This window comes from Micromonospora sp. CNZ299 (assembly GCF_002754415.1).
Genome location: NZ_PEFG01000001.1, coordinates 73,969 through 97,749, shown reverse-complemented (window position 1 = coordinate 97,749; position 23,781 = coordinate 73,969). Strand labels below are relative to the sequence as shown.

Below are 23,781 nucleotides of genomic sequence, written 5' to 3'. Positions count from 1 at the left end.
CCTGCTCCGCCGTCGCGGGCCAGCTGCGAAAGGGGGGTACGGGATGGGCGCCGACCAGGCCAGCGACGGGACCCGCCCCGGTGGCCCGACCCTGAGACGGGAAACCTCCCGTCTGCTGTCGTTCAGCGACGGTGTCTTCGCCATCATCATCACCTTGCTCGTGCTGGACCTTCAGCCACCTCGGGTCGGCCGCGGTCAGTTGCTGCACGCGCTGGTCGAGCAGTGGCCGGCGTACCTCGCCTATGTCACGTCGTACGTGTACGTGGCGGTGGGGTGGCTGAACCACCGAGCCGCCTTCAACCGGGTGGGAAGCAGCGGAAAGGCCCTGCAGTGGTACAACCTCGGCGTGCTGTTCAGCACCGCGCTGCTGCCGTTCGCCACCTCGGTCGTCTCACAGGCGATGCGGGAGGGCGACGAGGCGGACCAGCGGGCCGGCGTGGCCCTCTACGGCCTGGTCGGCGTGCTGGTCTCGGCGAGCTGGCTGGGTCTGTACCACTACCTCGCCCGACACCACGACCTGCTGGATCAGGCCGTCTCGCGGCGGTTCTTCCCGACCGAACGGGCACGGGCCGCAGTCGGCCTGCTTGCGTACGCGCTGGCGATTCTCGTCGGATACCTGGCCAGCCCGCTGTTCGCGCTGGTGATCTTCCTTCTGCTGCCGATGTTCTACACAGTGACCAGCAGTGGATTCTACGAACTGCGGCGTTTGCGGCACCCCCACGGATAGCCCGGCGAGCCGTCGGCGTTACCCCGTCCGGGGCGGCGGGTAGACGGGCCGTGCCGACACCGAGAGGGGAGCACCATGACAACGGTCGGAGAGTTCATGACGACCCGGTTGGTGACGATGGACGGCAACGACACGCTCATCGCCGCCGCGCAGGAGATGCGTGACAGCGCGATTGGCGATGTGGTGGTGACCGACGGCGACAGCGTGGTCGGCATCGTCACGGACCGGGACATCACGGTCCGAGGTGTCGCGGAGAACATGGACCCGGGCTCGACGCAGCTCAACCAGATCACCACCCGCGACGTGATCACGGTGAGCCAGTACGACGACGTGGTGGCCGCCGCTGACCTGATGCGTACGTACGCCGTACGCCGGCTCCCGGTGATCGACGACGGGCGTCTTGTCGGCCTGATCTCGATGGGTGACCTCGCGGTCGAGCGTGAACCGCAGTCGGTGCTCGCGGACATCAGCGCTGACGATCCAAACAACTGACCGTCCGCCGCGGGCGCGCCGGCTCTCTCCCTCGGGGGAGGGCCGGCGCTGCGGTGTCGGGGGCCAGATCGAGGGATCAGGACTGGTCGAACTGGAGCCGCACGTCGGTGACCCCACGAGCGGCGGCCACCGTCGCGGCCTCGGCGTCGACGTCGCGTCGGACCCGGGCGGACAGCGGGGACCACGGGGTGACGGTCAGCTCCAGTCGCTTCTTTCCGGCCTGCCGTGCCCGCCAGGTGCCGGTCACCTCCTCGTCTACCAGCAGCGCACCCGGATTGCCGATGGCTCGCCACAGTTGCTTCTGGTGCTCGCGTTCGGGCACCAGCAGGTCACGATCGCGACCGGCGAGGAACGGATCGCCCGGCGGCAGCAGCCGCACCAGCCGGGGCGGCGGCGCGTTGGTCAGCGCCTCGACCGCGTCTGCCGGCAGCCAGGCGGGTCGCCCGTCGACCCGCACCTCGACCAGGCCCGTCGGCCAGACCCGACGCAGCTCCGTCGCCGAGGAGCCGAGGAAGCCGGCGGCGTCGGCCGGGGTGGCCGGGCCGAGCAGCCGCAGGTATGTCGTGACCAGCTCGGCGGTGTGCGCGGCGGCGGTGGGCGGGTCGGTGCGCTCGTGCAGTGGGGCGAGCCGGGCGGCGCGGCCGGACACCACGAGGCGCACCCCACCGGCGAGCCCGGCCTGTTGAAAGACCGCACCGGAGATGTGCCGGGCCTGGCACACCCGGCAGTCGTAGGTCAGCTCGCTGGGCACCCGGTCGGAGACGGCACGGCTCACCACGCCGCGCTCCAACTCGGTGGTGACCACCGACTGGAACGCCTCGGCGGTGGCCCGGAAGGCAGCCAGCCCGAGCCGTGCACCCGCGCCGATCTGGCCGGGGATGCGGCGGGTGGCGTCGGCGTCACTGAGCGGCCAGATCGCCGCGGCCAGCGCCGGCAACTCGGCCCTGCGGTGCAGGTGCGGGGCGCCGCGCATCGACCAGACCAGCTCCAGGCGGTCGTCCGGCCCGGTCGCGCCGCGCGCCGCCAGTGCCTGCCGGGCGGTGCCGTAGGGCGTGTCCTGCACGCCGAGAGCCAGAACGGCCAGGTCGCCCGGACGAGGGCCGCCGGAGCGGTCGAGCTGCTGGGCCGCCGCCCGGTAGGCGAGCACCTGCCGCCGGTCGATCTGTGGTGGTGTCTGCCCGCTCATGTGCCTCCCGTCCCGCACGTCCCGTCGGGGACGCTACCGCGCTGGTCCGACACCGCCCGGCGGCTCACCCGATCCGGGCGAGGTTGACCGGGGAACCGGCGGGGACCCGTGCGGGGACGTGCAACGCCGGCCGGCCGCGCGACGCGAGCGCGGTGGGTGGGACCCCGGGCCCGGCAACTGGGAGGAGTGGACCCGATGGTGGACGCGACCACGAGGTTCTTCGAGGACCTGGACCGGCGGGGGTACGAACCCCTGCTGGCCAAGACCTCCGGGACAGTGCGTATCGACCTGCACGAGGGGGCGCAGACCCGGCACTGGCTGCTGAGGATCGACCACGGCCGGCTGGACGTGAGTCAGGAGGACCAGGAGGCCGACACGGTCATCGGGACGAGCCCGGTGCTCTTCGACGACATCGCCTCGGGCCGCGAACACGGCCTGGCCGCGCTGTTGCGCGGGGACATGACGGTGTCCGGGGACGCTCGTCTCGTCGTACAGGTGGAGCGGATCTTCCCGGGTTCCCCGGACGCCCGTGGACCTCGTCGGCGTTTCGTGGGGGAGGCGGACTGATGGGGCAGAGCAACACGATCCGGATCCTGGACGGCAACACGTTCGTCGTCTGCGAGGACACCGGTGACATCGAGGCGACACCGAGCGAGCCGACCGGGCTGTTCTCCATCGACACCCGGTTCCTGTCGACCTGGGTGCTGACCGTCAACGGCGAGCGGCTGAACTCGCTCTCCTTCGACGACCTCCAGTACTTCGAGTCGCGGTTCTTCCTCGTCCCGGGGATGGCCACGCACTACGTGGACGCGAAGTTGTCGATCATCCGCGAGCGCGCGGTGGGTGGCAGCTTCTGCGAGCAGCTCACCATCCTCAACCACGACGAGAAGCCGGTCGACCTGGAAGTCCGAATGGACGCGGCGTCGGACTTCGCCGACCTGTTCCAGGTCAAGGACGAGATCGTGAACAAGAAGGGCGAGATCTTCACCGAGGTCGAGTCGGACCGGCTGCGGTTGGGATACCGAAGGGGCAACTTCCAACGCGAGACGGTCATCTCCTCGTCGATGTCTCCCCGCTACGACAGCAAGGGCTTCGTGTACACGGTGCACCTGGAGCCCAACGAGCAGTGGGAAGCCTCGATCGACGTCCAGACGCACGCCGTCGGTCCGGGCGGCCGGGACCTGCGTTTCGGGTTGCGCGTGCACGGCAACGAGCGGCTCGCCCTCCAGCACGACCTGGAGCAGTGGATCGCCGACGCCCCGAAGGTCAACAGCGAGCACGGCCGGGTGGCCGCCACGTACCGGCGCAGCCTGATCGACCTGGCGGCGCTGCGCTTCTCGCCGCTGTCGCTGGGCGGCGCCACCCTGCCGGCCGCCGGCCTGCCCTGGTTCATGACCATGTTCGGCCGGGACAGCATCCTCACCTGCCTCCAGACGCTGCCGTTCACCCCGCAGTTGTCGAAGACGACGCTGCGCATCCTGGCCTCCCTGCAGGGCAGCCGGTTCGACGACTTCCGGGACGAGGACCCGGGGCGCATCCTGCACGAGATGCGCTACGGCGAGACCGCGGCCTTCGAGGAGCAACCCCACTCGCCGTACTACGGCTCGGTGGACGCGACACCGCTGTTCGTCGTGCTGCTCGACGAGTACGAGCGGTGGACCGGGGACGTCGCGCTGGTCAAGGAGTTGGAGCGGGAGTCCCGGGCGGCGCTGAAGTGGATCGACAACTACGCCGACCTGGTCGGCAGCGGCTACATCTGGTACGAGCGGCGCAACACCGACACCGGCCTGGAGAACCAGTGCTGGAAGGACTCCTGGGACTCGATCTCCTACCGCGACGGCACCCTGCCGCCGTTCCCGCGGGCCACCTGCGAGGTGCAGGGGTACGCGTACGACGCGAAGGTCCGCGGGGCCCGGATGGCCCGCGAGTTCTGGGATGACCCGGAGTTCGCCGACCAGTTGGAGCGGGAGGCGGCAGCCCTGAAGGAGCGGTTCAACCGGGACTGGTGGGTGGACGACGGCGAGTTCTACGCCCTGGCCCTGGACCCAAACGGTCGCCAGTGCGACATCCTCAGCTCGAACATCGGCCACCTGCTGTGGAGCGGGATCGTCGAACCCGAGCGGGCGGAGAAGCTGGCCGCCCACCTGGTGGGGCCGCGGCTCTTCTCCGGCTGGGGAGTGCGCACCCTCGCCGAGGGGGAGGCCCGGTACAACCCGATCGGCTACCACAACGGCACGATCTGGCCGTTCGACAACTCCTTCATCGCCTGGGGTCTGCGCCGGTACGGGTTTGCCGAGGAGGCCGCCACCATCGCCAACGGCATCCTGGACGCGGCCACGTACTTCGACGGCCGGTTGCCGGAGGCGTTCGGCGGCTATCCCCGGGAGCTGACCAAGTTCCCGGTGGAGTATCCGACGGCGTGCAGCCCGCAGGCCTGGTCGACCGGCACCCCGCTGCTGCTGCTGCGGACCATGCTCGGTCTGGAGCCGCACGAGGGTCACCTGACTGTCGAGCCACGGCTGCCGGTGGGCATGGGGCGGATCGAGGTGCTGGACATCCCGGGTCGCTGGGGTCGGGTGGACGCGTTCGCCCGGGGCCGGCTGGACCTGGACAAGCTCGCCGACTGAGCGATCGACCGACGAACCGGCGGCGGCGCGCAACCCGCGTCGCCGCCGGTCGCCACCCAGCCGAACCACAGGCTGGCAGGGTAGATTCTGCGGATGCCGGAGCTCGTGTACCCGCCCATTATCGCCGCCGCCAAGACGGCGTTCCGCCTTCTCGACCTGAAGATCACCATCGAGGGCGCCCACCACGTACCCCGCACCGGCGGGGCGGTGCTGGCCAGCAACCACGTGAGCTACCTCGACTTCATCTTCGCCGGCCTGGGCGCGAACCCCTCGGGGCGGCTGGTCCGGTTCATGGCCAAGCAGTCGGTCTTCGCGGACCGGATCGGCGGCCCGTTGATGCGCGGGATGAAGCACATTCCGGTGGACCGGCAGGCCGGCGCTGCCTCGTTCCGGGCCGCTGTGGACGCGCTCAAGCGTGGCGAGGTCGTCGGCGTGTTCCCCGAGGGGACGATCAGCCGGTCGTTCACCGTGAAGGAGCTCAAGAGCGGCACGGTCCGGATGGCCCGCTCGGCGAAGGTGCCGGTGCTGCCGGTCGCGGTGTGGGGCACCCAACGGCTCTGGACCAAGGGCCGCCCGCGCACGCTGACCCGCCGGCACACCCCGATCACCATCCTGGTCGGCGAGCCGATCAACCCGGCGGACTTCCCGGACCCGAACGTGCTGGCCGAGGAGCTGACCACCCGGCTCAGCGCGCTGGTCGACCGGGCCCAGAGGGACTACCCGGACGCCCCGGCCGGCCCGGACGACACCTGGTGGCTGCCCGCGCACCTGGGCGGCAGCGCGCCCACGCCGGAGGAGGCCGCCGTTCTGGACGCCGCCGCCGAGCAGCGCACCCCCAGCGCCTGACGCCGACGTGGCCGGATCGTTCCGCACCCGGGCGTGATGGTGTCTGCCGGCGCGGTCCTCATCCGGTCAGGATCGGAGCATGAGCAGAGCAGCACTCGTCGTGATCGACGTCCAGGAGTCCTTCCGTCAGCGCCCGATCTGGGCGTACGGCTCCAACCCCGACCTGGTGCGCCAGGTCGAACGACTGGTCGCCGCGGCCCGCGAGCGCGGCGACCAGGTGGTCTGGGTCCTGCACTCCGAGCCGGGCACCGGTGGGTTGTTCGACCCCGCCCTCGGGCACGTGCGGCTGATCGACGGGCTGGTCCCGGCCGAGGGTGAGCCGACGCTGGTCAAGACCGCGCACAACGCGTTCACCACCACGAACCTCCAGCAGGTGCTCACCCAGGTGGGCATCCAGGACATCACCGTCTGCGGCATCCGCACGGAGCAGTGCGTGGAGACCACCGCCCGGGTCGGCTCCGACCTCGGCTACCGGATGACGTTCGTCACCGACGCCACGCTGACCTTCCCCATCCCACACCGGGACCTGCCGGAGACCGCCACGGTGGCGGAGATCCTGGCCGACCCGCGCACCCTCACCAACGAGGAGATCGTCACCCGCACCGAGTACGCGCTGGCTGGCCGCTTCGCGACCATCCGCACGGTGGACGAGGTGACCGGCGCGGCCCTCGCCGGCACCCGGAGCTGACGCGATGACCCGGGTCGTCTTCCTGCTGGTCCCGCAGCTGCACCTGCTGGACCTCGCCGGGCCGGCCCAGGTCTTCTCCAGCGCCGCCGACCTCGGTCTCGATTACCGGCTGCACTACGTCGCCGAGCGGGAGCAGGTGACCACCGTGCAGGGCGTACCCCTGGTCGCCGACACCCGGTGGCCCGAGCTGGCCCCGGACGACCTGGTCATCGTGCCCGGTTGGCGGCCTGCGGCGCACGGGCCGCAAGGGCCGGTGTCGCCAGGCGACCTGCGGCGGCTGGCCGAGCACCATCGCGCCGGTGGCACGGTGGCCAGCATCTGCGCCGGGGCGTACGCCCTCGGGCGGGCCGGGCTGCTCGACGGTCGACGTTGCACCACCCACCACGAGGTGCAGGACGACCTGGCCCGCCGGCACCCGGCAGCCCAGGTCATCCGCGACGTGCTGTACGTGGTCGACGACCGGGTGGTCACCTCGGCCGGCATCGCCAGTGGCATCGACGTGGCGCTGCACCTGGTGGCCACCCGGCATGGCCCGTCGACCGCCGCGAAGATCGCCCGCACGCTGGTCGTCTACGCCCGCCGCAACGGGCACGAGCAGCAGGCCAGCGCGATGATGCGGCACCGCTCCCACCTGTCCGACTCGGTGCACCGGGTGCAGGATCTGATCGACAGCCGGTACGCCGAGACGCTGCCACTGGCCGAGCTGGCGGCTGCCGGTGGCCTTGCGGAACGGACGCTGACCCGGCTGTTCCGGGCGGCCACCGGGCTCACCCCGCTCGGCTACCAGCAGGTGCTGCGGGTGGAACGTGCCGAGCACCTGATCGGCCACGGCACGACAGTGGAAGCCGCCGCGCGGACCGTCGGCTTCAGCGATGCCCGGATGCTGCGCCGCCTGCGAGCCCGCGCCACGAGCTCGGCTCCGGCCCCGAGCGGTAGTAGTCGTCCCGGGAGTGGAACTCCACCGGCAATGAGCCGGGCAGCGTGACCCGGGTGGCCCCGGCGAGCAGGGCGGGGCCGGCCCGCAACAGCAGCACGTCGCGCTCCTGAGCCGACAGGTCGACCAGCTCGGGTCGGGTGAGCCGGAACATGGCGACCGCCCGGCGGACCTGCCGGGCCAACGCCACGACCTCTCCCGCCGGGCCGCCGAGGGCCAACGCCGGTTGTTGAATGGTGCGCAACGCGTCGCAGACGATCAACAGCTGGGACGGCTCGTCCTCCTCGGCGACCGGCAGCTCCAACCGGGACGGCCACTGCCACCGGATCTGCCCACTCATCAGGCCGTTCATCCGCGCGGATGGCCGCGCCCGGGGCAGGTCGTCAGCGACCAGCGACAGATGAGAGCCGCTGCCCACCCAGCAGATCCGCTGGTCGGTGACGGTCACCGCGACGGGCTCGGGTAGCTGCCAACGGCGCCGTGTCTCGCTCGGCCCGAGCAGGTAGCCCGCGACCAGCAGACGGTGGCGGGCGAGGACCCGTTCACCATGCACCGGACGCAGGTTGTAACGGCGATCCAGGGTCGGCCCCGCTTCGTCGTCCGGGGCGTCGAACCGGTGCGGACCGATGAAAAAGGGGGACGCGTCGGCGTGCATCGTCACGACCTCCCGATCAGCTGGCTGTGTGGTGAAGCCTGTCGGATCGGCCGGCCGCTGTCATGACGCCTGTTAGGGGGTCGGCCGGTCGTGCGCCGCGTGTGACCGGTAGATGCCGATCTCCTCCGGGCGGACGAGGCCGTCCTCGATCGCGCGGGCGAGTAATGCCGCCTTTGTGGCGGCCGGCCGCCCCGCCCGGGTGTACTTGATCCGAGCACGGTCGACGTACTGCTTCACCGTGTGCTCGCTGATCCGCATCCGGCGTGCCACCGACGCCTTGGACATCGACTGGAACCAGAGCAGCAGCGCCTCACGTTCCTTGTCGGACAGCATCGGCCGGTCCGGTCGCGGGTCGCCGACCATGGCTCCGGCCAGCGCCGGCGGCACGTACGGGCGGTCGCTCGCGGCGGCCAGCACGGTCGCCACGCAGTGCTCCCGCCCCTCGTGCTTGGCCAGGAACGCCACCGCCCCGGCGTCCAGCGCGGCGAGCATGGTCTGCGGGTCGGTGTGCTCCGAATAGACCACCACCCGACGCCCGGCGGTGCTCAGCTCGGCCAACTTGTCCAACGCCATCCGCCCGTGCAGCCTCAGGTCGAGCAGGACGACGTCGGCGTCCGGCGCCACCCGCAGCACCTCGTCCGGGTCGTCGCCGGTGGCCAGCACGGTCAGCCGCGGCTCGGTGGCGAGCCAGGCGCGAACCCCCTCGACCACGACGGGATGGTCGTCGACGATCGCCACACCGATCGGCCGTTCGCCGGTCATCGCTGCCACCGGGTCTGCGCCCATCTGATGTTCCCGTCCCGTTCGTAGAGGTGCTGCACCTGCCCGTCGTCGTACTCCCCGGGTGGCGGGCCGGTCGCCTCCGGCCCCTCCCGGTCCGGCGTGACCAGGCTGACCACCACCTCGTCCGGGCCGGAGACCACTGTCAGCCGGGCCCAGCCCTCGGCGTCGGCGAGGGTGCCGGTGAGCGGGTCGGCCAGCCGGCGTCGGATCTCCACCGGCAGCGGTGGCGGGGTCCCGATGGTGACCAGGTCGATCGGTAGGCCGTTGCGTTCCGCCAGGTCGGCGGCGGCCCGCAACTCGTGCAGCAGTGGGTCGGGCACGTCGTCCGACTCGGCGATCAGGCGGCGCAGCCGGGCGGCGGCCAGCACGCTGCGGCGCTGCACCTCCGGGTCGTTGGGGTCGGCCTGACCGGCGGCCAACTCCCCGAGCACCCGCCCGGCCGCCGAGCTGACCAGGGCGAGCCGGTCCCGACGGTCGCGGAGGCCACGCTCCGCCGCGTCGCGCTCCGCCGCCATAGTATGGCCGGCGGCCGAGGCGGCGGCGCGTTCCCGCGCCAGCGAGACGATCGTCGCGCTGCCCACGAACACCGCCACCGGCAGCGAGAACGTGCCGTAGACGTACATCACGTAGCGGGCCACGTCGACCGGGTCGGGACCGTGCCCGAGCACGGCGACCAGCGCGATCAACGCGTGCGTGGTCAGCAGCGCGATCAGCCCCACGACCCGCCGACCCCACAGGGCCAGCACGAAGAACCAGCCGAGCGTGCCCCACACCCAGTTGGCGGCGGCGAACAACTGCCGCTCGCCGACCGCTGCGAAGACGGCCGCGTCGACGGCGAGCAGCAGCGCGGCCAACGGCCACGGCGGCAGCGGTGAGCCACGCAGCAGCCGTATCCCGGCCACCGCGCCGGTCACCGCGACCAGCGCCCACGCGCCGAGCACCACCACCGGCGCGGCGAACTCCGCGCGGGCGGCCCACACCGCCGGCAGCCCGATCGCGACGTGCCAGGCCAGCGCGATGGCGACGGCGGCGATCCGCGCACCACGGTCGGAGGCCTGCGCGACGGCCGCCGGCGCGGCGAGCCCGTCGGCGGAGACCGGCTCCCGGGGGGCCGGCACGCTGGTCCGGTCCGGTGCCTGCGGTGCGCCGATGGTGTGCGCTGGCGCGCCGAGGTCAGCCGACACCAGGCCACTCCAGTCGGATCCGGGTGCCGGTGCCGGGTGCCGAGTGCACGTCGGCCCGACCGCCGACCGCCGCCATCCGGCCGCCGATGGACTCGCGTAACCCGTACCGGTGGGGTGGGACGGTGGCCGGGTCGAAGCCGGGGCCGTCGTCGACTACCTCGACCACGACGCCGATCGCGTCCCGTTTCAGCCGCAGCGTGGCCCGCGCGCCCGGCGCGTGACGGACCACGTTGGACATCGCCGCGTAGGTGCTCTCGCCGATGGCGTCGGCAACCCCGGACGGGACCGCACACGACTCCAGGTCAAGGTGCGCCGGAAGCTCGGGCAGGCGGGCCGCCACCAACCGCAACCGCCCGTCCAGCGGCACCGGGCCGTCACCGGCCACCGGGCCGACGTCGGTGTGCGCGACGAGAGTACGCAGGTCGGCGGCACACCGGTCGCGGAAGGCGGTCGAGGGCCCGGACACCGCGCCCAGCCCGACCATGGTCAAGGTGCCGAGCACCGTGTCGTGCAGGTCGCGATTCTGCTGACGTTCCGCCTCGCGGGCGGTTCGCGCGACCAACGCCTCCCGGGTCAACCGTTGATGCTCGACGAAGGCGCGGTCCGCACGGCCGAGCCGTCGACGCATCACCGCCGTCATCATCGCCGTGCAGGCGGTCTGCACCAACAGGGTGGCCGCGTGTGCCCGAGCCTCGGTGGGATTGCCGGCGGCCTGCGCGCCTGTCACATAGGTGGCGACGACGAGCAGGCCGGCCGGGATGGACCAGCGCGCCGGCGCGGTGGCCTGGGTGTTGATCACCGTGGTGCTGGCCAGCACCGCGATCCAACTGCCCTCACCGGGCAGGACCCCGGGTGCCACCATGACGGGGATGAGCAGGCAGGCCACCGCGGTGACCGCGACGTCACCGGCGACCAGGCTCGGTGTGATCCCGTGGCGCAACGCGCGGTGCGCGTACCAGAGCGACCAGCCGGTCAGCGCGGCGACGCCGGGCAGCAACACGGCTGGCTCGACCGGCGGGGTCTGCACCGACAGGGCCACCGACGCGCCGACCAACCCGCAGGTCAGCCGCAGCAGCGCCGGCAGTGTGGTGAAGATGAGGCCGAATGCGCCGCCGGCCGGATTGTCCAGCGTGGGCGGCGGCACGGGCGGGGTGGCAACGGCCGGCATCGGGAAGTGTCCTTCCGACAACGACCCGGTCCGGGTCCGTGCGGTAGAGATCGACATCGGACAATAGCATGGCTGGTGTCGAACGTTGACCCGTTGTGCGCAGAGTGTCGCTAATGTGTCACTCTGCGCTGCGGGGTTGGAGCAGGTCCCAGCGGTTGCCGTAGAGATCGGCGAAGACCGCGACAGAGCCGTACGCCTCGTGGCGTGGTTCCTCCAGGAAACGCACCCCGGCGGCCACCATCCGGGCGTGGTCCCTGGCGAAGTCCTCGGTGTACAGGAACAACCCGACCCGGCCGCCGGTCTGGTCGCCGATCCGGGCGCGCTGCTCGTCGGTGCTCGCCCTGGCCAGCAGCAACGCCGTCTCCCGGGCGCCCGCCGGGCGGACCACCACCCATCGCGAACCGTCGGGTCGGGCAGTGTCCTCCACCAACTCGAAACCGAGGTCGCCGACGTAGAAGTCGATCGCCTCGTCGTACTCCCTGACCACCAGCGCGACGAGTCCCAGATGTGCCATCCGGTCATCATGCCGCCGGGCACGTCGCACCCGGTTGGCGGCGTCCCCGCCGGTCGCTCGGATCACGCCGCAGCGCGCCGTCGCAGGGGCGCGTGTCGCGGCTCGCGCGTGAACCACTCGCGTTCGTCAGGTGCCCTGGCGGGAACCGGATGCGGCAGTGGGCCGTCCCATCCTCGGGTGGAGAGGTGGTGAGCCGGATGCGCTCGTCCCGGACCGTACTGGCGTTCGCACTGCTCGGCATGGCGCTGGGTGGCTGCGGTGGCACGACCACCGGGCCGGGCGTGGCCGAGGAGCCCGGCCCGGCTCAGATCGTCGACTCGTGGGCCTCCTGCCGCGCAGCGGCACCACAGGCCGGTGCGGTGTTGTCGGTACCGAACACGCCGACACCGACACCGACCGTGCCCGAGCCGAAGATCGGGCGCATCGACTCCGCGTTCACCCCGGTCGCCGCCGTGCTCTGCGGGCGGGAGATCCGGCCGGGCGTCAACGGAGGCCAGGAGCAGACCGCCACGGAGCGACGCGCCGAGCAGATCGCACCGCTGCTCGCCGCACTGCGCCTGCCCAACGAGCAGGCCGACGGGGAGATCGCCTGCACCGCCGACATGGTCATCCCACCCTGGTTGGCGCTGCTCGACGATCGAGGGCGCTGGCTGCGGCCGTACCTGCCGACGAATGTCTGCGGCAGGCCGCGCGCCGAGGTGAGCGACGCGCTCGCCGGGCTGTCCTGGACCACTGTGGACACCCGTACCGTCGGACAGGTCGAATCCCCGGCGGCCGAGGCCGCCGGATGCGCGCAACGGTGGGCGGACATGGTGTGGGTGGAGACCAGCAACGGACGGCCCGGGCCGCCCGCGCCGGCCACGTCTCTGGCCGCCGGGCCGCTGCGCCTCTGCGTCTACCAGGTGCCCACGTCGCAACAGGGTGGCGGCAAGCCCGCGGGCGATTTCGTGTACGGCGGGCCGCTGCCGGCCGAGCGCCAGGCGGGCGTGCTCCGTGGTCTGGCCAACCGGCGGGCGGTGGCCGACTGTAAGAGCCCGGCGTCGCGTTTCGCGGTGCTGCGCCCGCTGGACGGCGCCGCCGGCCCCGACCGGTACGTGGAACTCGACGGCTGCCGACGCTTCCTGGTCGCGCCACCAACGGGTGGAGCGCAGCTCGGTCAGGGCGACGAAGCGCTGGCCGCCCTGCTGGGGCCAGTCTGAGCCCGCTCAGCGCTTCGCGAGCCGCTCTCGTCCTGGCAAAACGTCGTCGCGGCACGTCCCACGGCAGGGGAGTAGGGTGAAAACTCTGTAGCCCGTGCCCCTGAATGGGGCGGGGCGAGCCGGCGTCAAGATATTGGCGTGGGTCCCGGAGCCGCCAGGGCGGGTCTGTGCAGCAGCCCGCCACGGCGTGCTGCCATCCGCGCGCTCGACTGCTCCGCTGCCCGACAGGCGCGCCGGCCCCGAGGATCTGGTGCCCATGCCCCGCCTGCCGTCGGACCCTGCCAACGCGTTCGCCGAACTCGGGAGCATCAAGCTCTCCGAAGTCGACCTCGACGAGGTCCTTCAACGGGTCGCCGAGCTCGCGAAACGCGTCCTGCCCATGCCGGTGGAGGTGTCGGTCACGTTGATCCGTGGTGGGGTCGGGCATACGGCTGCCTTCACCAGCGAGGTGGCCCGGGAGATGGACGAGCGGCAGTACGCCCAGGGCCGGGGCCCGTGCCTGGACGCCGCTGCCAGCGGCGACGTCCTGTCCGTCCCCGATCTCTCCACCGAGGACCGGTGGCCCGAGTGGGCAGACCGCGGGCGGAAGCAGGGCCTGGGCAGTTCGGTGTCGATCGGCCTGCCGATCCAGGAGGCTGTCGTCGGAGCGCTCAACGTCTACGCGCACACGCCCGAGGCCTTCGACGACGACACAGTGACGGTGCTGGAGACGTTCGCCGCGTACGGCGCGGTTGCCCTGTCCAACGCCCAGCTCTACGACAGCACCGCGAACCTCGCCCGGCAGATGCGCGAGGCGATGGCCAACCGGGCGGTCATCGAGCAGGCCAAGGGCATCATCATGGCCGAGCGGCGCTGCGGCCCCACCGAGGCGTTCGCGGTCCTGTCGAAGGTCTCACAGGACTCCAACCGCAAGGTCCGTGACGTGGCCCAGGCTCTGGTCGACCGGGCCGCCAAGCCATCCGGGGCCTGAGGGCATCCTGCCTGCCCGGGACGTGTGCGGGGCGAGACTTCGGGTAGGGCCGAGGGAAGCCGACGAGAGGATTCCCCGATGCCGAGCACCACGATGCCCATGCTCGAGACGTACCCGAAGTCGATCAACCTGGACCGGGCGAAGCTTGCGGCGGCGATCGACGCCCTCAACGACTGCGCCCAGGCGTGTACGGCGTGCGCTGACGCCTGCCTCAGCGAGGACATGGTCGCCGACCTGACCAAGTGCATCCGGACAGACCTGGACTGCGCGGACATCTGCACCACCACGGCCCGGGTGCTGTCCCGGCACACCGGCTACGACGCGAACCTCAGCCGGAGCCTCCTGGAGGCGTGCGCCACGGCGTGCAAGTCGTGCGGTGACGAGTGTGCCCGGCACGCCGACATGCACGAGCACTGCCGGATCTGTGCGGACGCCTGCCGGGCCTGCGAGCGGGCCTGTCGGGACCTGCTGGCCACGATGAGCTGACCGCCGCGGGCGGTGCCGGGCGCCGAGGTGCGTCGGCACCGCTCACGCGGAAGCCTTGCTACTTCGACAGGGCGCGCTCCAGCTCCGCCTTCGACATCGACGAGCGCCCCTTGATGCCACGCTGCTTCGCCTCGTTGTAGAGCTGGTCCTTGGTGCGACCCTTCGCGCCGCTGTGGGAGCGCTTACCGCCGCGGTGCCCGGACGACACGTCGTTGCGCGACGACCGGCTCGACGTGCGCGCCTCACCCGAGCGGGCCCGTTCCTTGTTCACCGTGCGGGCCGCGATCTCCTTGGCCCGGCCGGCGGAGGCGCCCCGCTCCTGCGCGCTCTCCTTGATGTGCTCGTACTGCCGCTCCCTCTTGGGGCTTGATCCTGCTGGCATCGGTGCCTCCCGCAGCCGCTGTCGGGTGAGGTCGAGACCCGGCTCGCACAGTCCGAGGTGCGATCGAGACATCCCAGGCCGGGGCGTCGCGCTCACGCTTCTGGGCCATCATGCCCAGTCACCACAGAGGTCAAACGAGTGCCGCTAACGCGCGTGCCCGACGATCGCCCGGCACGTTGTCGGCGCGACGGAACAGCGCCGGCCGTCCCGGCCCGCGCGCTGGACCCGATCCGGCTGCACGTTCGGAACCGCTCCGAGCGGCGTCGTATAGTTGTTGCCGCAGCCGACGCCTGTGCGTCGGCCAGTCAGCGTCCAGCAGCGGGCGCCGGGCTCGGTTGGCGAGCCTGTGCGGCGCCCCGTGTTCGCGGTGCGCCATCACCACGCGCGCTGCCGTCGCCTTCCTGCAACTGGTACGCGCCCCGGGCACGAGGACCTTTGACGTCATGGCACAGCAGCCCATTGATCCCAATGCGGCGATCTCTGAACTCGGCCAGATCAAATTCGGCGAGACCGATCTGTCCGGAGTGTTGAGCCAGGTCTCCGAGCTGGCACGCCGAACGATTCCCGGCGCGGAAGAGGTATCGGTGACGTTGCTGAAGCAGGAGGGGGCGCACACCGCCGCGTTCAGCGGCGAGATGGCGTTACGACTCGACGAACTGCAGTACGAGTATGAGCAGGGCCCGTGTCTGGAGGCGGCGAGAGAGGCCGCCGTCGTGTCCGTCCCGGACATGTCCGAAGAGGTTCGTTGGCCGCGGTGGGCGGCCCAAGCCGTGCAGGGCGGAGCGCTCAGCTCACTGTCGATCGGGTTCCCGATCCAGGAGACCGTGCTCGGGGCACTGAACATCTACGGGGTCAAACCGGGCGCCTTCGACGACGACGCGGTCACCCTCGCGCAGACGTTCGCCGGGTACGCCGCCGTCGCCCTCGCCAACGCCCACCTGTACGACACCACCGCCACCCTGGCCGCGCAGATGCAGTCGGCCATGCAGAGTCGAGCGGTCATCGAGCAGGCGAAGGGCATCATCATGGGCGAACGTCGCTGCACCCCGGACGAGGCGTTCGCCGTCCTCGCGAAGGTCTCCCAGGACTCCAACCGCAAACTGCGGGACGTCGCCGCCGCGCTGGTCGAAAGGGCCGCCCGGCCGTCGAGCCTCAAACGGGATCGCGGTGACGCAGGGCACCTGCCGTGAGCGCTCGGCTACGGAACGCTGAGGCGGCCCGCCAGCGTGCTGCCGGCTGAACTCGGCAACAGCGTACGAGTTGACTGGCGGTCGGCGGCCGTTCCTATTACCGTTGGGTTCGGGTCAAGACACGCGCCCTTCCTGTTACGAATCTCGACAGGAGGCGCGAGCCCCTATGATTGAGCGTTCCTGGCTCCTCCAGACCCACTTCGATCGGTCCCCGCTGGCAGTCAGCCAAGGGCTGGTCACACCAGCGACGCTCGCCATCCGCCAGGCGGTTGGCTTCCCTGAGGTGGAGTCCTCCGAGCTGTCGTTCCACGTGGCTCGCTTCACTGAGCCCACCGACCTGTCCGCGACCATTTCCGCCGACCGGATGGTCGTCGCCCCGGTGGGTTATGTCGACATGGACACCGCGCCGCGCTTGGCGACGGCACTGTTCAACGCGGTCGACAGCCATCCCGAGGTCTGTTGCGACCTGAGCGGCGTCGGGTTCTTCAGCGCCGCGGGTGTGCACGTCCTCCTGCTGGCGCGCGACCGGGCGGAACAGGTCGGGTCTCGCTTCTTGGTCCGAGGCGCCAGCGGAGTCACCCTGCGCGTGTTGCGGATCACCGGCGTGGAGCCTCTGCTCCTCGACGGCGAACGCGGCTGAGAACCGTCCATCCGTGCGACCGGACGCACTGCCCGCACGACATGTCGGAGGTCGCTGGTAGAAGGAGCGCAAGCACTGTCGTGAGGGGGACGAGCGTGGAGGTACGCGACGCGGCCAGGCGGTGGGCGACCGTGTGGGCGCACGGATGGCCCGCCAAGGACGTCGACGGCATCGCCGGGCTGCAAGCCGAGGACGGCGATCACTGGGCGTCGATGTTCCGCCCGTACCGGGGGCGTGTGGGGCTCCGCGCCTACCTGCGGGAGTGCTTCGACGAGGAGACCCGCCCGGCCGAGGTCTGGTTTGGCGACCCGCAGGTCGACGGCGACACGGCGAGCGTCGAATACTGGGCGGTCACCTACCCGAACGACCGGCCGTTCACCATCTCCGGCTGCACCCTGTTGCGCTTCGACGACGCGGGCCTGGTGACCGAGGCCCGCGACTACTCCCACGCCAAGGAAGGGCGACTTCTGCCGCCAGCCAACCTGTTCGGGTGACAATCCACGACCGCAGTGGTGTCACCAGGTGTCCGGGCGGCCCAGGTCGCCGGTCGGCTGGTACCCGCCGAGGACCACCAGGCCGTCCTCCTGAACCAGGTCCTCGGCTAGGTGCTCGTCATCGGTCAGCAGTCGGGCGAGCCGGATCAGCGCCGATGTGCGAGCGAACGCGTACTCCTCGAACGTCACGCCCTATTAACGCCATAGGCCAGCCGGCCCGTAGACACCCGCCGGGTGTTTCTGTCGGCCGCGCAGCGCCTGCCGGCGGCGTTCTCAGCTGCACGGTCGACGGGACTGCTCACGTCGGCAGAGAAAATCTCTGCGCGAAGAGCTAGATTTTCTTGCGGCTGTCGGCTAACGTTTCTCAAGTCGAAGACGGAGCAAGTAAAGACGCTGACGTAACCGTCCCGCACGAGGACGAAGGAGTTGGGCCAGGAAGTTCGTGGGCCCACTCAGAAGTTGCGGGTGAGGCTGAGGCTCGTTCAGGGCTTCACCCGAGGCAAGCAGGGTTCGTCGCACGTGTCAGGGCCATGAAGTCGCGTGGGGCTCGGACACCGACGGACAGCAAGAGGAACGACAGAGGAAATCAGAGGCAAGGGAGGGCGTAACACCGTTGGATCGCCCGCTGCCACCCGTGGACATGGGCTGGGCGCGGACACCGCAGTATCCATCGAACGAAAGGTGGTCTCCGGTCACGCATACGCGATCCTCGCACCCGATGCCGTCATTGACGGCCGGTGCGGACAAGACAAGCCGACGTTCTGTCGGCAGATGGTGTTCCTGACCCACAACCCTTGGGCCCCGGTGCTTTCGAGCACCGGGGCCCTCGTGATGGAGGTTTCATGACCCAATCCGACGACATGCTCGACGACGAGGACTACCCGGCGTACACCATGGGCCGCGCCGCCGAGATCATCGGCTGCTCGCAGGACTTCCTCCGTCGGCTCGGTGACGCCAAACTTTTCGACCCGCAGCGCTCCAGCGGCGGGCACCGCCGTTACTCCCGCTACCAGCTCCGCCTTGCCGCACGAGCCCGGGAGATGTGCGACCAGGGCACCGACATCGCCTCGGCCTGCCGGATCATCATTCTTGAGGACCAGCTCGAAGAGGCCCTTCGACGCAACGAGCGCTACCAGCAGGGCTGAACACACCCCACGCTGCGGCCTTCCGCACAGGTGACGCCGACCGCACACGGTCCCTCCCACCAGGGCAGGGACCGTTCGTCGTCTGCGGAAGGGTCTCGGTCCGGTGCCGCCCAGCTCAGAGCTGCTGGACGATCTGGATCGGGTTGCCGTCCGGGTCGGCCGTCCACGCGATCAGCAGGCGATCGAGCCACCGGTGCGGTGCGGCCAGTGCGGGGGTGCCGCTCGCCGTGAGTGCGGCGTACGCGGCGGCGGTGTCGTCGGTCCAGAGGATCACCGCGGCCCGCTGGCCCTGGGGTACCGGGTCGAGCCCGTGATCGTCGCGCGTGGAGGCCACCGAGGCGATGCCGATCTTGCAGTCGTCGAGCACCAGATCGATGTGGATCGGCTCGCCCTCGACTGGCACCCGGAAGGTCTCGGCGAAGCCGAGACCGGCGTAGAACTCGGCCGCGCGCAGAACGTCCTCAGAGAAGAGGATCACCTGAGGAGTGCGGAACATCGACACATCCCGACGCTATCAGCGCAGCGGAGCTGACGCCGGAGCGATGCTGGCCTGCCCGCGGCAGTTGCCAGGCACAGCATTGTTCTGCCAGCGGCGAAGACCGGTCCGACCTGGCTCGACGGTCGCTACAGTCCGGTCTCATGAGGACGGTTACAACGCGTACGGTCGAGTATCCGGCCGACGGTTTGACGATGGTCGGGCACCTCGCGCTCCCGGCCGGTGTCGACCGCCGGCCCGCGGTGCTGCTCGGACCAGAGGGCACGGGGCTCAGCGACGTCGAGCGCCGCCGAGCCGACACCCTGGCTGAGCTGGGGTACGTGGCGCTGGCCTTCGATCTTCACGGCGGGCGCTATTTGGGCGACCCCGAGGAGATGCTGGCCCGTTGCATGCCGCTGCTCGCCGACCCCGACCGGATGCGGGGCATCGGCCACGCGGCGCTCGACGTGTTGCGCGCCGAACCGCGGACCGACCCCGACCGGATCGCCGCCGTCGGCTACGGCACCGGGGGCGCCATCGGGCTGGAACTTGGGCGCGACGGCGTCAACCTGCGCGCGATCGGGACAGTCAACGGACTGATCACGGGCCGACCGGGCGAGGCGGCGCGCATTCACTGCCCGGTGTGGGCCGGGGTCGGGTCGGAAGACCCCATCATGCCGCCCGCGCAACGGGACGCGTTCACCGCCGAGATGCAGGCCGCGGGCGTCGACTGGCGCCTCGTGGTCTACGGCGGCGCCTTGCACGCCTTCCACCACCCGCCGGTCGACCACCCCACGGTCCCCGGCGTCGGCTACCACCCACGACACGCGCAGCGAGCCTGGCGCGACGTCGTCGACCTGCTCGCCGAGTGCCTGCCCTTAACGCAGTGATCTGGGTCGGCAACCGCGATTCCGGGCCACGAACAAGGCCGATCGACCGCCGCCGGCTGAATGAATGGCCGTACGGGGGCCGTTGTGATCGACTCGACCGGGAAAGACAGGTCGCTGACCTGGGACGACGGTGGTGCGCCCGGCAGGATTCGAACCTGCGGCCTTGGGATTAGAAGTCCCCTGCTCTATCCGCTGAGCTACGGGCGCGCGTGACGTGGATGTCGCGCCCAGAGGGTACCGCCGTCCTGCTGCCCGGCGGCGAAAAGGGTGCCCGCGTCCACGTTGTCGAGCAGGGTCTCATGTCAGCCGCCTGGTGGGCATCCGGGTTCCCGCGGACCGACCTGGTCCCGGACCGTACCTTTGGCTGGTGTTGCTGGATTCCGACGCCGAGAGCGACGTCGCCTACGAGCTGTGCCAGGTTGTCGGTCGCGCCATCCTTCCGTACCGGTCGTCGGACGACGACCAGCACCACGGCACCGCGTTCTTCTTCCAGGGCGGCGACGACCCGGTCGGGGAGTCGCTGCTGACGGCGGCCGACCTGGTCGGCACGCCGGGTGGTGAGCTGGGGCTGCGGACGAGCGTCACCGAGCCGGCCGGCGTCGCCCCGGCCGCCGTGTCCGAGGTCGACATCGTGCCCGGCTGGGCCCGTTTTCCGGGTGACGGGGTCGCGGTGCTGCCGACCGCGGGCCTGCACCGGTTGGCCGGTGACGGCGGCTGGCGGTGGCGCGTCCAGCCGGTCCCTGCGGGGATCGCCGCCGGGCCCGAGGTGGTCGCCCGCCTCGGCGCCGACGCCGGTTCCGCTTTCGTGCTGGCCCATGGGGTACGCGAAGACGGGTCGCGTCCGCTGGAGGTCGCGATCGAGCGGGTGGTCCGCGACGGGGACGCCGTGCGGATCACCACGGAGCTGCCGCAGGGGTACGTCGGCGCGCCGGTCTTCGTCGTCCAGCCCGACTCCAGCGGGGAGCTGTCGCCGTACTGCCTGGGCCTGGTGCTGCCCGGCGTCGGCGAGCACCCGGTGGCGACCTTCGACCGGATCCGAGCCGTCCTTCCGGCGACGCCGGGCGACATCTGAGCCACGCAGCACCGTCTGAGCCACGCCCGGCGCAGCCTCTGAGCCACGCCCACTGACGTCACCCGTGCCTCGCGTCGCCCTCCCGGCTGGTCAGCCGCCGGCCGGCACCGCACCTGCCGTGTCGGCCGTGGACCGTCGGCTCTCCGGTAGCCCGACCTCGCTGGTGGTCGAGTCGGTGTCGGTGGAGGTCTCGACGCTCTTTGGCCCGCCGCCTGCCGCAGGGTCGGCCGGTGCGGGGTCGGCGGTAGCCGGGGCGGCCGGCGCCACGTCGTTCGACCCGGGATCGGTGGTGACCGGATCGGCCGGGGCGGTGGGGCCGGCGGCGAGGAACGCTTCGGCCCAGCGGCCCACCTCGTCGAAGACCTTCTTGCGGACGGCCGGGCCGGAGAGCGTGAGGTCGTGCAGCCCGCCGTCGAAGCGGGCCAGGGTGACGTGCCGGCCGAGGCGGGGCGCGTACCGGACCATGTGCTCGACGTCCAGCACGGCGTCGGCCAGGGTCGCGTTGTCGTGCCACCTGGTGCCCCGGAAGGAGCGGGTCGAGCAGGCCAGCAGCACCGGCACCTGGATGTCCAGGCCGGCGCGCAGCCGACGTTGACCGGTGCGGATCGCGTTCAGCCAGCCGGCCCGGACCGGGAACCCGGCCAGCGGCTTCCACGCCAGGTCATAGGTCCACTCGCCGCGGTGGTCGGAGTGGATGCTCTCGCCGTACACCGTGCCCAGCCCGAACGGCAGGATGCGGTGCGGCGCCCTGCGGCCCAGGCGGGAGACGGCGGCCGCGAGGGGTCGGCGCACCGCCCAGGGGGCGTTCAGGTCGAAGAACGGGCTGTTGAGCACCAGGCCGTCGACGGTGCCTGTGTCGCGGCGGGCGTCCGCCCAGAGCGAGAGGATCAGGCCGCCGGTGGAGTGGCCCATCGCCAGCAGGGTGTCGTGCCCGTCGTCGGAGCGGATGATCTCGGCGGCGGCGTCCAGCTCGGGGAAGTAGTCGCTGATGTCGCGGCAGAAGTTCGGGGTCTGGCCCGGGAGCAGACTGCGCCCGTATTTGCGCAGGTCGAGCGCGTAGAAGTCCCAGCCTCGTTCGGCGAAGAAGTCGGCCAGATGGGTCTGGAAGAAGTAGTCGACGAAGCCGTGCACGTAGAGGACGGCCCGCCCGCTGGGGCGCTCGGCGCGCCGCCGGACCAGAGTCGCGACGACCGGTCCCTCGTCGTCGGTGCCCAGGTTGATCGTCTGCCGCTCGTACGGCGGCCCCAACACGTCCGGTTCCACGAACGCGACGCTACGCCGCGAACCTACCCAGCGGTAGCCCGCGCTCTGGCTGGCCCTCGCGATCCTGGCCTGCCCCCGCGATCCTGCTCCTGTTGCCGCGGCGCAGCCTCTGCGAGCTGCGTGCGCGGCCCCGAAGGTGCAGGATCGCGGGGACGAGGCGTGGGTCAGACCGTTTCCGCGTCGGCGCGGCTCGGGTCGGCGGCGGGCAGTTGCTCCTGGCCGTCGGCGGGGTCCAGCTCACTCTGCGGCTGCGGGACGTCGCGCAGGTGCTTGTTGTGCCGGGGCTCCTGGCGGGTCTTGGCGTCGTTGAGCCGGCGGCGCAGGTCGTCGCGGACGTCGTTGAGCGCGGCGTGCAGGTCCTCCTCGGCGGAGGTGGTGACGATCTTCTGTCGGCCGGCGATCCAGCACTCCAGGGTGACCTTCTGGCCGCGGGCCTCCCGGTCCTTCACCGACACCTCGAGCTCGGTGGCGTCGGCGTGGAAGCTGGCCAACCGGGCGTCGAGGGTGGCGAACTGCTCGGCGATCCAGTTGCGGTCGCCCTGCGAGAACCCGGCACCCACCCGCAGGCACTCCGCAACGGTGGCCGGGTTCGCCACGGCGCTCATCGCTGCGCCTCGGAGACGTTTGCGGAGCCGATTTCGGTGATCATCATGGCGCTGACCTCTCGTCGACGTGGAGCTGTCGGTGGTGCGTTGATCAAGTGCATACCCAGTTCGGGCAGCCCCGGAAACCGCCGACGTCGAGTCGGGCGGGTCGGGCGTACCACATCAGGGCGTGATCAGGGCGTTGTCCACAGGTGGCTTCGTTGTCCACAGGTCGCCGGTGGGGCGCTGGTGATGGCCGCCCTCAGCGCAGAGGCTCGTTGTCGAGTCGACTCGCGTTGGCAGGCCCCAATCCCCCTGGAGGGACGATGTTCGACACCTACGTGACAATCGTCGGCAATGTGCTGACAACGCCCGAGTGGCGGCGTACCACCCAGAGCAACACCCTGGTGGCCAACTTCAAGGTCGCCTCGACCGCCCGACGGCTCGACCGCGACAGCGGCCGGTGGGTCGACGGCAACTCTTTGCGCGTCCGCGTCAACTGCTGGCGCAAGCTCGCCGAGGGCGTGGCGGCATCGGTCATGGTCGGCGATCCGGTGGTGGTCTGCGGGCGGCTCTACACCCGCGACTGGACCGACGACGCCGGCAACCACCGCACCCTCTACGAGTTGGAGGCGGTCGCCGTCGGCCACGACCTGTCCCGAGGGCGGGCCCGGTTCCTGCGTAACCGGCCCAGTGTCACGACCAGCACGGTGGAGGACGCGGAGGCCGAGAGCCGCGTGCACGGCGAGCCCACCGAGCCGGTCCCGGCCGGGCAGGCGCCCGTGCTGCCCGACGACCGCTCGCTGGAAGATGACTTCGAGCTGCCCGACTACGCCGCGCTGCGCACCAGCCCGTTCGCCGACGGCCCGGTGGATGGTGATCTCGTCCCGAGCGGCGGGCGAATCGGGCCGGTCGACGTCCTGCCCGACCTCGACGACGAGCTGCCCCTCCCGCCCGAGGAGGACGAGGACAACGCCGACCTGGACGAGCTGGAGCCGGTGCCGGACGAGGGTCAGCCGGAGCCCGCGCAGTCCGGTCGGGGGCGGCGTGGCCGGGGTCGGGTCCCGCAGCCGGCATGACCCATCGGTTCGGCCCTCGCGGGCCGGGCGCCTGACGATCCCGTGCCGGTCGGGCGCCACGCCGCTCGTCACCGCCTCTTTGGCGGCTGGTCGGTCGCCGTTCCGGCA

Annotated in this window: 27 protein-coding genes, 1 tRNA gene and 1 pseudogene; 17 read left to right on the top strand and 12 right to left on the bottom strand. The window is 71.2% G+C overall.

Going from position 1 to position 23,781, the window contains the following annotated elements; all coding sequences use genetic code 11:
• The first annotated feature begins 43 nt into the window (after window positions 1-43).
• The gene (locus CLT68_RS00520) at window positions 44-727 is read left to right on the top strand and encodes a TMEM175 family protein (protein ID WP_099848072.1); all 684 of its coding nucleotides are present in this window, start codon (window positions 44-46) and stop codon (window positions 725-727) included.
• A 75-nt stretch (window positions 728-802) separates the two neighbouring features.
• Entirely contained in the window at window positions 803-1,219 is a 417-nt protein-coding gene (locus CLT68_RS00515) for a CBS domain-containing protein (RefSeq protein ID WP_088949820.1), read from the top strand.
• Window positions 1,220-1,295: 76 nt separating this feature from the next.
• Here CLT68_RS00515 and CLT68_RS00510 read toward each other — a convergent pair whose 3' ends face one another.
• Window positions 1,296-2,405 (bottom strand): winged helix DNA-binding domain-containing protein, encoded by a 1,110-nt coding sequence (locus CLT68_RS00510; protein WP_099848070.1) that lies wholly within the window; start codon window positions 2,403-2,405, stop codon window positions 1,296-1,298.
• Window positions 2,406-2,600: 195 nt separating this feature from the next.
• Here CLT68_RS00510 and CLT68_RS00505 point away from each other — a divergent pair, with 195 nt between their 5' ends.
• The 5 genes from CLT68_RS00505 to CLT68_RS00485 all read left to right on the top strand — a co-directional run bounded on the left by CLT68_RS00505 (window position 2,601) and on the right by CLT68_RS00485 (window position 7,551).
• Window positions 2,601-2,972, top strand: coding sequence for an SCP2 sterol-binding domain-containing protein (locus CLT68_RS00505; protein ID WP_099848068.1), 372 nt, complete (start codon window positions 2,601-2,603; stop codon window positions 2,970-2,972).
• Window positions 2,972-5,032 (top strand): glycogen debranching N-terminal domain-containing protein, encoded by a 2,061-nt coding sequence (locus tag CLT68_RS00500; RefSeq protein ID WP_099848066.1) that lies wholly within the window; start codon window positions 2,972-2,974, stop codon window positions 5,030-5,032. Before CLT68_RS00505 ends, CLT68_RS00500 begins: the two co-directional genes overlap by 1 nt.
• Window positions 5,033-5,125: 93 nt before the next feature.
• Window positions 5,126-5,878: a lysophospholipid acyltransferase family protein gene (locus CLT68_RS00495; protein WP_099848064.1), complete on the top strand. Its 753-nt coding sequence runs from the start codon at window positions 5,126-5,128 to the stop codon at window positions 5,876-5,878.
• Window positions 5,879-5,957: 79 nt separating this feature from the next.
• Complete coding sequence (locus tag CLT68_RS00490) at window positions 5,958-6,566, top strand: isochorismatase family protein (protein ID WP_099848062.1); 609 nt, start codon at window positions 5,958-5,960, stop codon at window positions 6,564-6,566.
• A gap of 4 nt (window positions 6,567-6,570) precedes the next feature.
• The gene (locus tag CLT68_RS00485) at window positions 6,571-7,551 is read left to right on the top strand and encodes an AraC family transcriptional regulator (RefSeq protein WP_099848060.1); all 981 of its coding nucleotides are present in this window, start codon (window positions 6,571-6,573) and stop codon (window positions 7,549-7,551) included.
• Here CLT68_RS00485 and CLT68_RS00480 read toward each other — a convergent pair.
• The 5 genes from CLT68_RS00480 to CLT68_RS00460 all read right to left on the bottom strand — a co-directional run bounded on the left by CLT68_RS00480 (window position 7,433) and on the right by CLT68_RS00460 (window position 11,804).
• A complete protein-coding gene (locus tag CLT68_RS00480; RefSeq protein WP_143743118.1) occupies window positions 7,433-8,155 on the bottom strand; it encodes a hypothetical protein in 723 nt (240 codons plus the stop codon). The genes CLT68_RS00485 and CLT68_RS00480 overlap by 119 nt on opposite strands.
• Window positions 8,156-8,227: 72 nt before the next feature.
• Window positions 8,228-8,941 (bottom strand): response regulator transcription factor, encoded by a 714-nt coding sequence (locus CLT68_RS00475; RefSeq protein ID WP_088949813.1) that lies wholly within the window; start codon window positions 8,939-8,941, stop codon window positions 8,228-8,230.
• Window positions 8,914-10,089 carry a hypothetical protein gene (locus CLT68_RS00470; RefSeq protein ID WP_486482408.1) on the bottom strand — a complete coding sequence of 392 codons (1,176 nt, stop codon included), beginning with the start codon at window positions 10,087-10,089 and terminating at the stop codon, window positions 8,914-8,916. The genes CLT68_RS00475 and CLT68_RS00470 overlap by 28 nt, the downstream gene beginning before the upstream one ends.
• Window positions 10,090-10,111: 22 nt before the next feature.
• On the bottom strand, window positions 10,112-11,290 hold the full coding sequence (locus CLT68_RS00465) for a sensor histidine kinase (protein WP_088949812.1): 1,179 nt from the start codon (window positions 11,288-11,290) through the stop codon (window positions 10,112-10,114).
• 118 nt (window positions 11,291-11,408) lie between these two features.
• On the bottom strand, window positions 11,409-11,804 hold the full coding sequence (locus CLT68_RS00460; protein WP_088951975.1) for a VOC family protein: 396 nt from the start codon (window positions 11,802-11,804) through the stop codon (window positions 11,409-11,411).
• A gap of 197 nt (window positions 11,805-12,001) precedes the next feature.
• On the opposite strand from CLT68_RS00460, the gene CLT68_RS00455 reads away from it, so the two are divergent.
• From CLT68_RS00455 to CLT68_RS00445, 3 genes are all read left to right on the top strand, one after another.
• The gene (locus CLT68_RS00455; protein ID WP_099848058.1) at window positions 12,002-13,003 is read left to right on the top strand and encodes a hypothetical protein; all 1,002 of its coding nucleotides are present in this window, start codon (window positions 12,002-12,004) and stop codon (window positions 13,001-13,003) included.
• Between the two features lie 256 nt (window positions 13,004-13,259).
• Complete coding sequence (locus tag CLT68_RS00450) at window positions 13,260-13,973, top strand: GAF and ANTAR domain-containing protein (protein ID WP_099848056.1); 714 nt, start codon at window positions 13,260-13,262, stop codon at window positions 13,971-13,973.
• 78 nt (window positions 13,974-14,051) lie between these two features.
• Window positions 14,052-14,459 (top strand): four-helix bundle copper-binding protein, encoded by a 408-nt coding sequence (locus tag CLT68_RS00445; RefSeq protein WP_099848054.1) that lies wholly within the window; start codon window positions 14,052-14,054, stop codon window positions 14,457-14,459.
• Between the two features lie 58 nt (window positions 14,460-14,517).
• Here the strand turns inward: CLT68_RS00445 and CLT68_RS00440 are convergent, their stop codons facing one another.
• Entirely contained in the window at window positions 14,518-14,841 is a 324-nt protein-coding gene (locus tag CLT68_RS00440) for a plasmid stabilization protein (RefSeq protein ID WP_099856660.1), read from the bottom strand.
• Window positions 14,842-15,284: 443 nt separating this feature from the next.
• Between CLT68_RS00440 and CLT68_RS00435 the strand changes: the two genes are divergently transcribed.
• The 3 genes from CLT68_RS00435 (at window position 15,285) to CLT68_RS00425 (ending at window position 17,165) form a co-directional block, all read left to right on the top strand.
• Complete coding sequence (locus CLT68_RS00435; protein ID WP_099848052.1) at window positions 15,285-16,031, top strand: GAF and ANTAR domain-containing protein; 747 nt, start codon at window positions 15,285-15,287, stop codon at window positions 16,029-16,031.
• 166 nt (window positions 16,032-16,197) lie between these two features.
• On the top strand, window positions 16,198-16,671 hold the full coding sequence (locus tag CLT68_RS00430) for an STAS domain-containing protein (RefSeq protein ID WP_099848050.1): 474 nt from the start codon (window positions 16,198-16,200) through the stop codon (window positions 16,669-16,671).
• A gap of 80 nt (window positions 16,672-16,751) precedes the next feature.
• Entirely contained in the window at window positions 16,752-17,165 is a 414-nt protein-coding gene (locus tag CLT68_RS00425; protein ID WP_158240852.1) for a nuclear transport factor 2 family protein, read from the top strand.
• A 21-nt stretch (window positions 17,166-17,186) separates the two neighbouring features.
• Here the strand turns inward: CLT68_RS00425 and CLT68_RS33600 are convergent, their stop codons facing one another.
• Window positions 17,187-17,354, bottom strand: a complete 168-nt coding sequence (locus CLT68_RS33600; RefSeq protein ID WP_486482042.1) for a hypothetical protein — start codon at window positions 17,352-17,354, stop codon at window positions 17,187-17,189.
• 653 nt (window positions 17,355-18,007) lie between these two features.
• Between CLT68_RS33600 and CLT68_RS00415 the strand changes: the two genes are divergently transcribed.
• Window positions 18,008-18,310, top strand: coding sequence for a MerR family transcriptional regulator (locus tag CLT68_RS00415; protein ID WP_099848045.1), 303 nt, complete (start codon window positions 18,008-18,010; stop codon window positions 18,308-18,310).
• A gap of 115 nt (window positions 18,311-18,425) precedes the next feature.
• Here the strand turns inward: CLT68_RS00415 and CLT68_RS00410 are convergent, their stop codons facing one another.
• Complete coding sequence (locus tag CLT68_RS00410; RefSeq protein WP_143743117.1) at window positions 18,426-18,806, bottom strand: VOC family protein; 381 nt, start codon at window positions 18,804-18,806, stop codon at window positions 18,426-18,428.
• Window positions 18,807-18,949: 143 nt separating this feature from the next.
• Between CLT68_RS00410 and CLT68_RS00405 the strand changes: the two genes are divergently transcribed.
• Window positions 18,950-19,675 carry a dienelactone hydrolase family protein gene (locus CLT68_RS00405; RefSeq protein ID WP_099848041.1) on the top strand — a complete coding sequence of 242 codons (726 nt, stop codon included), beginning with the start codon at window positions 18,950-18,952 and terminating at the stop codon, window positions 19,673-19,675.
• Window positions 19,676-19,806: 131 nt separating this feature from the next.
• On the opposite strand, the gene CLT68_RS00400 is transcribed toward CLT68_RS00405, so the two are convergent.
• Window positions 19,807-19,882, bottom strand: a tRNA-Arg gene (locus CLT68_RS00400).
• Between the two features lie 160 nt (window positions 19,883-20,042).
• Here CLT68_RS00400 and CLT68_RS00395 point away from each other — a divergent pair.
• Window positions 20,043-20,747: a hypothetical protein gene (locus CLT68_RS00395; protein ID WP_099856659.1), complete on the top strand. Its 705-nt coding sequence runs from the start codon at window positions 20,043-20,045 to the stop codon at window positions 20,745-20,747.
• A gap of 279 nt (window positions 20,748-21,026) precedes the next feature.
• Here CLT68_RS00395 and CLT68_RS00390 read toward each other — a convergent pair.
• Together CLT68_RS00390 and CLT68_RS00385 are read right to left on the bottom strand one after the other, a co-directional pair.
• Window positions 21,027-22,010: pseudogene (locus tag CLT68_RS00390) on the bottom strand (alpha/beta hydrolase); the annotation flags it as partial.
• 164 nt (window positions 22,011-22,174) lie between these two features.
• The gene (locus tag CLT68_RS00385; RefSeq protein ID WP_099848037.1) at window positions 22,175-22,615 is read right to left on the bottom strand and encodes an HPF/RaiA family ribosome-associated protein; all 441 of its coding nucleotides are present in this window, start codon (window positions 22,613-22,615) and stop codon (window positions 22,175-22,177) included.
• 305 nt (window positions 22,616-22,920) lie between these two features.
• On the opposite strand from CLT68_RS00385, the gene CLT68_RS00380 reads away from it, so the two are divergent.
• Window positions 22,921-23,673 (top strand): single-stranded DNA-binding protein, encoded by a 753-nt coding sequence (locus CLT68_RS00380; protein WP_099848035.1) that lies wholly within the window; start codon window positions 22,921-22,923, stop codon window positions 23,671-23,673.
• The last annotated feature ends 108 nt before the right edge of the window (window positions 23,674-23,781 follow it).